Source organism: Planctopirus sp. SH287 (genome assembly GCF_056500625.1).
Genome location: NZ_CM151403.1, coordinates 5579499 through 5590710 on the forward strand (window position 1 = coordinate 5579499; position 11212 = coordinate 5590710).

The 11212-nt window shown below is 54.6% G+C and carries 5 protein-coding genes; 4 read left to right on the top strand and 1 reads right to left on the bottom strand.

Going from position 1 to position 11212, the window contains the following annotated elements; translation table 11 throughout:
* Positions 1 to 236: 236 nt before the first annotated feature.
* Complete coding sequence (gene carB / locus SH287x_RS20775) at positions 237 to 3506, top strand: carbamoyl-phosphate synthase large subunit (protein ID WP_479516335.1); 3270 nt, start codon at positions 237 to 239, stop codon at positions 3504 to 3506.
* Between the two features lie 274 nt (positions 3507 to 3780).
* Here the strand turns inward: carB and SH287x_RS20780 are convergent, their stop codons facing one another.
* Positions 3781 to 5784, bottom strand: a complete 2004-nt coding sequence (locus SH287x_RS20780; protein ID WP_479516336.1) for an RDD family protein — start codon at positions 5782 to 5784, stop codon at positions 3781 to 3783.
* 138 nt (positions 5785 to 5922) lie between these two features.
* On the opposite strand from SH287x_RS20780, the gene SH287x_RS20785 reads away from it, so the two are divergent.
* The 3 genes from SH287x_RS20785 (at position 5923) to SH287x_RS20795 (ending at position 10631) form a co-directional block, all read left to right on the top strand.
* Positions 5923 to 7752, top strand: a complete 1830-nt coding sequence (locus tag SH287x_RS20785; RefSeq protein WP_479516337.1) for a UbiD family decarboxylase — start codon at positions 5923 to 5925, stop codon at positions 7750 to 7752.
* A 261-nt stretch (positions 7753 to 8013) separates the two neighbouring features.
* The gene (locus SH287x_RS20790; protein WP_479516338.1) at positions 8014 to 9408 is read left to right on the top strand and encodes a HEAT repeat domain-containing protein; all 1395 of its coding nucleotides are present in this window, start codon (positions 8014 to 8016) and stop codon (positions 9406 to 9408) included.
* A gap of 104 nt (positions 9409 to 9512) precedes the next feature.
* Positions 9513 to 10631: a GNAT family N-acetyltransferase gene (locus SH287x_RS20795; RefSeq protein ID WP_479516339.1), complete on the top strand. Its 1119-nt coding sequence runs from the start codon at positions 9513 to 9515 to the stop codon at positions 10629 to 10631.
* Positions 10632 to 11212 lie beyond the last annotated feature (581 nt).

Here is an 11212-nt window from a genome sequence, read left to right on the forward strand (position 1 = left end):
CTGACGATTTGCCCGGACTGTCAGCGACAGTTTTGCCCACATCTGCGACAGAGTTGACCCGATTCCTTGATTCTCTCCCGCGTATTGCTAGGCTTGGGAAGTTTCGCGCCCAAGGCGCCAGTACCTCTGCACACTGGCTTGCCCTGACCGGAACACAACTGAACAGACTGGCGGCGCTTTGAAATGCTGCCAGGTGTTTCGCCAGCTATGTGCCGCCTTATGGAGACTTCCCTGCCGTGCCCCGCCGCGACGACCTCAAGAAGATTCTCATCATTGGTTCTGGCCCGATCGTTATTGGGCAGGCATGTGAATTCGATTACTCGGGCACACAAGCATGCAAATCCTTGCGGGAATGTGGTTACGAGGTGATCCTCGTGAACTCCAATCCTGCGACGATTATGACTGATCCTCATATGGCCGATGCGACCTACATCGAGCCGATCAACTGGCAGTATGTTGCCAAGATCATTGAAAAAGAACGTCCCTGTGCCGTGCTGCCCACGCTGGGTGGGCAAACGGGCCTCAATACGGCGATGGAACTTTTCCGCCGGGGGATTCTGGAAAAATACAACTGCCAGATGATCGGTGCCCGCGCGGATGTCATTGAGAAGGCTGAGGATCGGCAGCTTTTCAAAGAGGCCATGCAGAAAATTGGCCTGGATGTCTGCCGCAGTCGCGTTGTCAACACCATGGAAGAGGCCCGGGAAGCACTGAAGGAAATCGGTTTGCCGCTGATTATCCGTGCCAGTTTCACTCTGGGCGGGATGGGTGGCGGTATCGCCTACAACCGCGAAGAATTTGAAGAGATGGTTCGCAAAGGGATCGAACTTTCTCCAATCAATGAGGTTCTGCTCGAAGAATCAATCATCGGTTGGAAAGAGTACGAGATGGAAGTGATGCGCGACGTTGCCGACAACGTCGTGATCATCTGCTCCATCGAAAACCTCGATCCGATGGGCGTGCATACCGGTGACTCAATCACCGTGGCTCCCGCCCAGACGCTCACCGACCGTGAATATCAGCGGATGCGGGATGCCACGATTGCGGTCATGCGAGAAATCGGTGTGGAGACTGGCGGGTCGAACGTGCAGTTTGCCATCCATCCGCAGACTGGCCGCATGGTCGTTGTGGAGATGAACCCTCGCGTCAGCCGTTCCAGCGCGTTGGCCTCGAAGGCGACGGGGTTCCCGATTGCGAAAATTGCTGCAAAGCTAGCCGTCGGTTTCACACTCAACGAAATCCCGAACGACATCACTCGGGAAACGCTGGCCTGTTTTGAGCCGACGATTGATTATGTTGTCACCAAGATTCCCCGCTGGACTTTTGAAAAGTTCCCCGAAGCCGATCCTCTGCTCACCGTGCAGATGAAGTCGGTTGGCGAAACGATGGCCATTGGCCGGACGTTCAAGGAATCGCTTCAAAAAGCCCTGCGCGGCCTGGAGACAGGTCACTTTGGTTTAGGTGGTGGCAAGAAAGACCTGTGGGATTCCGCACATCGTCCGACCATTGAAGAGATCGAAGGGAAACTGGCCACTCCCAACGATCAGCGGATTTACTACCTGCGCTATGCGATCAAGGCGGGCTTGAGCACGTCCGAGATTCATGATCTGACCAAGATCGACCCCTGGTTCCTGGAGAACCTCCGCGACATTGTCCGGATGGAAGATCGCCTCCGAAGTTTCGACCGCATCGAAGATGTCAGCGATCAGCTCTTGAGAGAAGTCAAACGCTACGGCTTCTCCGATAAGCAGATCGGTGACTGGTTCGATGTCTCTGATCTGGAGATTCGTCGTGAACGCAAGCGGCGTGGTATTCTGCCGACCTTCAAGCAGGTGGATACCTGTGCGGCGGAATTTGAAGCCTACACGCCATATTACTATTCCACTTATGAGCAGGAAGACGAAGCGCCTGGCCCCCGTACTGATGGCCGCAAGCGTGTCGTGATTCTGGGTGGCGGCCCGAACCGGATCGGACAAGGGATCGAGTTCGATTACTGCTGTTGTCAGGCGTCATTTGCCCTGCGCGAACTGGGGATCGAATCAGTCATGGTCAACTCGAACCCGGAAACGGTTTCGACAGATTACGACACCTCCGACCTGCTCTTCTTCGAGCCTCTGACCACTGAAGACGTGCTGAATATCTGCGATCGTCTGCAACCAGATGGCGTGATTGTTCAGTTCGGAGGCCAGACACCGCTCAATCTGGCGCGGGTTCTTGAACAGGCTGGGGTAAAGATTATCGGTACCAGCCCTTCGATGATCGATGCGGCTGAAGACCGGGAGATCTTCAAGGGGATTCTCGACAAACTGGGACTGCATCAGCCACCGAACGGCATGGCGACAGACGCTGCCCGTGCCGTGCAGATTGCCAGTGAAATCGGTTATCCGGTGCTTGTGCGTCCCAGCTTCGTTCTGGGCGGCCGTGCCATGCAGATCTGTTACGACGAACGCATGGTGCGTGAATACATGATCGAAGCGGTCAGCGTGTCGCCTGATCGCCCCGTGTTGATCGACAAGTTTCTTGAAGATGCGGTCGAAGTCGATGTCGATGCCATCTCCGATGGAACACTGACGCTCGTTGGCGGGGTGATGGAGCATATTGAAGAAGCCGGTGTGCATTCGGGTGACTCGGCTTGCGTGCTGCCACCATATTCACTCTCTCCCTCCATTGTGGAAGAGATCAAAACCGCGACCTATGCCCTCGCGAAAGAGTTGCAAGTTTGCGGATTGATGAACATTCAATTTGCCGTCAAGCAACAGGGAGGCGAACAAGTCGTCTATGTGCTGGAAGTGAATCCTCGCGCCAGCCGGACATCGCCGTTTGTCAGTAAAGCCACCAACGTTCCGCTGCCCAAGCTGGCGGCTAAGATCATGGTTGGCAAAACCCTGCAAGAACTGGGCTTCACGAAGGAAGTCGTGCCTGGATATGTCTCAGTGAAAGAGAGCGTTTTCCCGTTCACCCGCTTTGCCGGTGTCGACATCATCCTCGGCCCGGAAATGAAATCCACAGGCGAGGTGATGGGGATCGACGACAATTTCCCCGCCGCTTATGCACGGTCACAATTGGGTGCCGGCAACAAGCTTCCCACTGAAGGGACAGTCTTTATCAGTCTCGCAGGGCGACATAAGGAAGGGATCATCGATTCGGCTAAACGATTGGTGGCGATGGGCTTCAAAGTCATTGCCACTTCAGGAACTTGCCGTGTCTTGCGGGAAGCCGGGATCGATGCCGAACCCGTTCGCAAGCTTCAGGAAGGCCGCCCGAACCTGCTGGATTACATGGCGAACCACCAGGTGCAGCTCGTGTTTAACACACCCAGCGGCAAAGGGGCACGATCCGATGAAGGCCGCATTCGTGCAGCAGCCGTGATGAACGGGATCCCTTGCGTGACAACCTTCCCCGGCTGCGTGGCAGTTGTCCAGGCGCTGGAGTCACTTCAGGAATCCCCTGAGCCGAGCGTTAAATCATTACAGGAGTGGATTGCCACACTTCCTCCACAAGTCTAGGCCGTGTCACGGCTTTGTCTTGGGGTTTCATGCGTCGTCACGTCCTCCGTTGTCGGACTTTACAACAGAAAAACCCCGAATTTTATACTTTGACAATGCACTAATGCTGACACACTGAATCACACTCAGTTGTGCTGCGTTCTTGACGCCAAAAGCCGGATGAACATCTTGGGATAAGATGGTGTTCATCCGGCTTTTCACTTTCACTTTTCCGCTGGGCGATGTCGGCACGTTGGACAAGCGTCCTTGGTTTGCGCCATTTGGGGTTACTTTTTCAGCGATACAGATCATCAGAGTTTGAATGCGGTCGTCGCGTGCGTACCACCACGGTGTCGGCCAATAAATCGCCCACTCGTTGCCATTTGTATTGCAGGCCAATCAGCATGACCCCAATGACATAGTTGAAGAAACCATCGATCATGATGGCGGCATTTCGGAGGACCGAACGAAAGAAGCCGCAAGGCCGCATGGTGGTGCGGAGAGTTTCAATCCGACAGAGGAACTTGCCGGGCGTTGTTCCCCAGATCCCTTCCAGAATGCAATAAGCGATAAAGAAAGCCATGAAATAGACCATCGACGCGAACACCACCAGAAGGCCCACAATCAGCGGCTTCTCGGGGGAATGTTCGAACTCATTGACAACTGTTGGCCAATCGACCTGCAAACCCAGGTAGATCAACGTCGCTGCCAGTGGGATAAAAAACAGATACATATCGATCGTTTTGGCGATACCACGCCGCAGGATGGAAGCCATTTCGACCGTCTGGTCGGCCAGCACTAACTTCGAGGTGCGAAACAAAGCCATCAAGATCGTCGGGATCAATCCGATCATCAATAAAGTAAAAAAGCCAAAAATCGTACTGCGGAGTATCATCTGGGAATAGAACGCGACCGCCGGTTGTGAAAGCCAGCTGGCCAATAGCACCGGTGGCTGTAATTTCCCATCCACCATGCGGTGCATTCGCAAGCCGTGGGCAAGATCTTTCGTGACAAAAACGTATGCGTCAGGAGATTCTCCCGCGACAACGGCGAATTCTCCGTCCGTGCTCAATGTCAGATCGTCACGAGTGACCAGACGGGGTTCAGGGTTCCAACCCTGTTCTCCCCGTTCAAACACCAAAATGGTCGTCTGGTCGCTCTCCATTGCCACCAGTCGGATCGTTGATCCTTGCGCAAGCAACCCGACCAGTGTGAGGTTGTCGCGATCAACGATCTTTTCCCAGGCAGGTTGAGCTTCCCTGAGACGAACCACATCAGCCGATGTGATCTTCATGGGATCAGAAATATCCCGCGTGGGGAGTTGATCCAGACTCAAAGAGAGAAAGTAAATCGCGTTCTCTGTTTTTACCGCGAAATGTGCCTGCTCGTCATAGGCCGCGATCAGTTCGACCGACAAGAGATCGGTTTGGGTGTCCGCAGGGTCGGTGGTCTTCGTCTCACTGTCAGCGGGAGGAGTCGTGGCCTCATCTGGTACAGCGTCACTTGGTACAGCATCACCTGATGCAGCATTACTGCCGGGAGCATTCTGAGCAGGTTTGACATCGCCTTCCCCCGATGCCGGACGCGGAGTCATGGGAATGACTGGCCCAACCAGTATCTGGTTTGTCATGGCCGTCGGATCATCCAGCGAAATAATCTGGTAAACCAGATCATTCTCTGCGGAGGTCAGCATCATCATGACCGCTTTCGGGCCACTCTGATCCGGCGCCGGTTGCCCGAGAAACGTGTTGGCGTGATCAACAAGCACCCCTTCAGCCTGCAGATCAAATTGAGCCGTTCGCTCTGTCTGAATCGATCCCTGGTGTGTTTCCATGGAGTAGAGAGCGTCGTTCGTAATGAGCCAGGCTGTCTCCTTGTTGGCAACAGCAGCGAGTGCTTCTGATTCCGCCAGAGGATTGCCCACGCCTTCTGCTAAATCCATCGGTAAAGAGACAGGAGACCCATCCTTCAAAGAAAACGCCGTCAAAGAGCCTCGCTCACTGAACCCTGCATTGCCGGAAATATATTGGTCATTCGTTGCCAGGATCAGTTTGTCACCCCATCGGGCCGACATCCGGGGGACGTATTCGCGCAGGAGGGTATATCCTTTCTGCATCTGGCCTTGCAGTCGGAATTGATCGATAAATTGAAGAACGAACGGCCCAATGACAGCAAACACCGCAAAAGCAATCATGCAGCCAATGTGCATACTGCGGGCCTCTGCCGACTTGTATCCGAGAGGTGGGATGGATCCGGGAACATCAAAATTGGCGTCAGTTAATTCCGTTTTATCGGCCATCTGATTAGGACTTTCTCTCTTGATAAGCTTTGGCATCACCACGGATCTTCAGCAGAATGCAGTTCCCCGCTGCTCACATCAAGGGATTGTCCTATAAACTCATGGTGACTCTCACAAAAACAGGCTCACAGGAAAATCATGGGTTACGCGAGTTTGCAGGCATGTGTCAGAGATCTGGAAACGCACGGCATGCTGCGTCGCATCGACGCACCGATTGATCCCTGTCTGGAAATGGCGGAAATCCAGCGACGGGTTTATCAGGCCCAGGGGCCAGCCCTGCTTTTCGCTAACCCCGTGGGATGCCGGTTTCCCATGTTGGCCAATCTCTTTGGGACGAAAGAACGAACCCACTTTCTGTTTCGTAAAGAGTTGCAGGCTGTCCGGCATCTGGTGGAACTGAAAATCGACCCAAATCAACTCGCCCGTAAGCCGTGGCGATACTGGGACGTTCCGTTTTCGCTCTGGAAGATGTGGGTTCGGCGGGTTTCCAGTGGCCCCGTGATGGCCTGCGAGACAACCCTCAACCAGTTGCCGCCACTCAAAAGCTGGCCCATGGATGGTGGCCCGTTTATTACTTTGCCTCAGGTTTATAGTGAAGATCCACATCAACCGGGCTTTGCACGATCCAACCTGGGGATGTATCGCGTTCAACTGAGCGGGAATGATTATCTTGCGAACCGTGAAGTGGGCCTGCACTATCAGATTCATCGGACGATTGGCGTCCATCATGCTCATGCCATTGAACGTGGCGAACGACTCAAGGTGAACATTTTTGTGGGCGGGCCGCCCGCCATGACATTGGCCGCTGTCATGCCTCTCCCTGAAGGTCTTTCCGAACTGCTCTTTGGTGCCGCCCTGGGAGGCCGGCCCATTCGCATGGTCTCCCGGAAAGGCCAGCTACCTTTCTGGGTCGATGCCGATTTTGTCATCACGGGTTCGATCGATTCACAGCAAACCAAGCAGGAAGGCCCGTTCGGTGATCATCTGGGGTACTACAGTCTGCCCCACGCGTTTCCTGTTTTGCGCGTTGAGAAAGTTTATCATCGGCGGGATGCCATCTGGCCGTTCACCGTCGTAGGCAGACCACCTCAGGAAGATACTTCCTTTGGCGAAATCATCCATGAAATCACTGGCCCCATCATTCCCACTGTGATTCCAGGGGTGAAGGCGGTGCATGCGGTGGATGCGGCGGGCGTGCACCCTTTGCTGCTGGCGATCGGGAGCGAACGTTATGTTCCTTATGCCAGCCGCCGCAAGCCGCAGGAACTTCTAACGCAATCCAATGCCATTCTTGGCCAGGGACAGCTTTCACTGGCCAAATATCTGTTAATTGCTTCGGGTGAAGATGATCCGTCGCTCGACATTCATCACATTGAGGCTTTTTTCGGCCATTGTCTCCAGCGGGTCGACTGGACGCGCGATCTCCATTTCCAGACGAGAACCACCATCGACACGCTCGACTATTCGGGGGAGGGATTGAATGAAGGTTCTAAAGTGGTCATTGCTGCGGCGGGGCCTGTGTGCCGAACGCTTCCCGTCGAGTTGCCGGGAGAACTGAATCTGCCAGTGGGCTTCAAAAACCCACGTCTCTGCATGCCGGGAGTGCTGGCTGTTGAAGGCCCGAATTTTGCCTCGCCTGACAATGCCATCCGCCAGTTCTGTGAGTCATATCGACTGGATGCCGCCATCAATGCCTTCCCGCTGATCATTGTGCTGGACGACAGCGAATTTGCGGCACAAAGACTCAACAACTGGCTATGGATCACCTTCACTCGCTCAAATCCCGCCGCTGATATTGATGGCATCGGAGCTTTTACTGAAGCGAAGCACTGGGGATGCCGGGGGAGCCTGGTTATCGACGCGCGGATCAAACCGCATCATGCACCGCCGCTCGTGGAGGATCCTCAGGTGTCGGCTCGAATCGACACCCTTTCGATCAAAGGTGGGCCACTGGCGGGATTGTGGTAAAATCCTTCGCAGAAGATCCTGTCAACTCGATAGACCCAAGACCCAGTCGACCCTGTGCGGCCATTTCAAGAAAACACAGAAAACCCTCCTGCACCTGCCTGGGTGAATGGTTTCCGGAACTGGCCCATGATTTCCACCAAATCCCATCGAGAACGGCATTGGCCGCGGTCAATCGCGCGGGCATTCCGCGTTTCTTGCCACTTTTCTTGTCATGGAATCTGGTGTTGGGCAGTTACAGGTTTTGTCGCGGCTTCATTCGCTTTGAATGACATTCCAGCCACGGCTTGTGAGATTCCCAAAAGCGATCAACAGCAGCCTTCTTCCAGAAATCAAACGCGCCAGCTCATTGGCGACATTCAGCGTGCCATCGACACTTTGAATTATGAGCAACGCCCTGATGCCAAATTGCTGGCCGGGCTGATTGAACTCATCGAGGATGCGAACGTTGAACCGCATGTTCGCCGTCGCGCTGCTCTCACGCTGGGCCGACTGGGACGCTGGGCACCGGAAGGGGTGGCCCCCTTGAGGAAATTATTGAAGGAGTCCCTCGCTGAGCAGTCTTTCAATGATCAGACATTGAATGATCAGGCGTTATGGGTTTTGCCAGCTCTTGGGCTGTATGGCCCGCCAGCATATCCTGCCGCTGAAGAAATTGCCGCCTTGGCACTGAATTCCCAACGCCCCGAAAATCTGCAACTGGCGGCGATTGGCGCACTGGTTCAAATGGGGGTCACGACTCCTGGAATCAAGACGCTGCGCACGTTGCTCAGTCATGCTCAGCAATCTGTCACGAATCGGCTGGCGGCTTTGGAAGGAGTGATCGCCTGGCGCGAGAAAGCCGAGGTTCTGCTGCCGCAAGTGTTGCGTCAACTGGACGACTCCCGTGTTGAGATTCGTCTGGCTGCCGTGATGGCGTTAGGAACTTTGGGGCCACGTGCCGAACTTGCCGAGGACGCATTGGCCGAACACTTTCTCAATGACCCTTCCAGGGAAGTCCGTTCTGCGGCCATGATGGCGATGGGAAGCATTCGTCGAACTCCTCCCGACTGGTTGCTGGAAGTCTATGACCAGACTGTTATTGATCGTCAGGAGCATTCAGCCTCTGGGAAAACGTTGAGAGCAGAGTCATTGAACCAGGGGCGTCCTAGTGGCTTGGCACTTCAACACACAGCTATCGAGCCGAAGCTGGTCGAGACACAAATAGAAATCATTCGCGGCTTGCGACATTTCCCGCTCCTGTCGCTCCCGCCTGTCTCATCAGTGAATAGCGTGCAAGCGTTGCAACATGCCTGGAAAAAACGTCTGGAAGAAGGACTCTCAGACCCGGAAATTCCCGTGATGCTGGCCAGTGCGGAAGTCATGCTGGGTTGGAAGCAGGACTCTTCTGATCACTTGTGGGAGCCGGCTCTCCGTCGTGGCTTGCTCAGTTCTGCGGGAGTGGATCGCCACATGGCTGTCCAGCTGTTTCGCAGCTATCCCATCGACTCCCGCCATGCTGTCTGGCTGGAGCAACTGCTGGAACAATCGCGCCCCGGTTCCTCACAACGTTCAGAATCCGATGACGCCTCGCGATTGACCCGTGTTCAACGCAGCGCCGTGACGGCGGCCCTGCGCACCATTCGGGATCGAGAACCACGGACAGTACCGAGCCGATAGCCGATGAGAGTGGCTTCAGGATATACAATGCTCGGAGTGGCTGATGCTGATAACCAACAGTGCCGATAAAAAACAGACGGGAAAAATTCCGTTGGGAGTCTGCCATGCCCACTCCTGTTAAAGGATCAGCCGCTGCTTTTTGGAAGCCTGCCACGAGGTTTCACCCCGGCAACTTTTGTGTGGAGCGGGCCACGACTCCTGAAGAAATCGCGCAGGCGGCCGAGATCCTCTTTTCTGGCGATCAGATCGCCCAGACCGAGGCCCTGGTCGCTGGTGAGCGATCCTGCTGGCTGGTCATCAATTCAGCCAACCATCTCTCCGCCCCGGAAAATTCACCGCTCGGTGCGGCGTTAGTGATGAGTGGGGATGACCAGACGTGTCTTGTCTGGCCCCCTTGTTTTCCTCCTCAAACAAATGAGGGGTTCTCTGACGATCAGAGCATTCAAATGCAGGCTCACCTGCTGATGGCCATTGAAGACTGTCTTCAGTCCATGCTGCCAGAGAGACCGCTTTATGCGCAAGCGATCTGTGCTCCTGAAGAATGGGATCGCTGGAGCCAACTGGCGACGATTGGGTTTCAACACGTTGGTCAGCTGGATTTCATGGGGAAAAAACTAGAGCCAGCCCAGCCCTCTGTTCAGTTAAAGTCATTGAATCCTGATAATTCGCCCCAAGTCTCATTATTGAATCCGCTCTCCTTATCGGCTCCATCCCATCGAGAAGAACCCGCAGAGAGAACGGCCTGGGATGTTCGCTGGTTCAGCGAAGAGAGAGAGCTTCTATCGCCAGATTTCATGGCCCAGGTCATCGACGCCACCCTGGTGGGAAGTCTGGATCTTCCCTGCCTGGAGGGGGTAAGAAACGGTGCCCAGATTCTTGCAGGACAGAGGCAACTTCCCCGCTTCAGTCACCAGTTGTCATGTGTAGCCTTTATGAAGACGGAACCTGTGGCGGTGGCGCTCATTTGTGCCGATGAGTCCCGTTCGACGCTGGAAGTGGCTTACCTGGGGGTGGTGGCCGGGCAACGTGGCCACAATTATGGGCAGCGCTTGTTAGAAACCATTGAAGAACGGGCCGCCTCAGGAGGACTGCAATGGGCGGTGCTGGCGGTCGACAGCGCAAACGATTTTGCTAAAAGCCTTTATGTCCGATTGTCCTACGTGTCGCTCTTCCCGCGAGAGATTTTCCTCTGGCGACCAACAGCCTCTAAAGGAAGTAATTGACACCTTTTGAACATCAGCCGAAGAGGATGTTGATGGCAATTCTGGCAACGTTGTCATCGCGAAACATGAGTTTTCCTGTGGAAAGCGGACTGTTCCACACGAGGCCGCCAGATGCCAATTTTTTATGAACCCTTTGGGTTTGACTCCCCACCAACGGGGGGTAGCATCGCACCTGCAATGAGACTCGCAGGTCTGACCAATCCCTCCCCCAAGAGAGAACTGGTGAGGCTGACAAGGTCATCCTTTGAGGGCCTGCATTGATGCAGACCAACAGAGCTTTCCGGGCAGGTTTCTTGAGACGTTCTCTGGAATTCTTTTCATGATTCTTCAGCCAGACAGGAAATACCCTGCGATAGCCAGAAGAATGTTGAAACGAATTCCTTCACCATCAAGATCTTTCCCACAACGAGTCTCCTTGAATCGTTAAACATCTGACGATTTCAACGATCCACAATCCACAGCGGCCTGCTCCTTCCCCCAATCCATGCGTTGACACCCTCTGAAGCCCATAAGCACTTCTTATTGGCCAGGCTGTTTGTCCGCGCATTGATAACGGGATGTGGCATGGGAGGGTGTGCACG

Bases quoted from the DNA above. Each gene is read 5' to 3' on its own strand.
- SH287x_RS20785 (WP_479516337.1), top strand. From the start codon at position 5,923: ATGGGTTACGCGAGTTTGCAGGCATGTGTCAGAGATCTGGAAACGCAC.
- SH287x_RS20780 (WP_479516336.1), bottom strand. From the start codon at position 5,784: ATGGCCGATAAAACGGAATTAACTGACGCCAATTTTGATGTTCCCGGA.
- SH287x_RS20795 (WP_479516339.1), top strand. From the start codon at position 9,513: ATGCCCACTCCTGTTAAAGGATCAGCCGCTGCTTTTTGGAAGCCTGCC.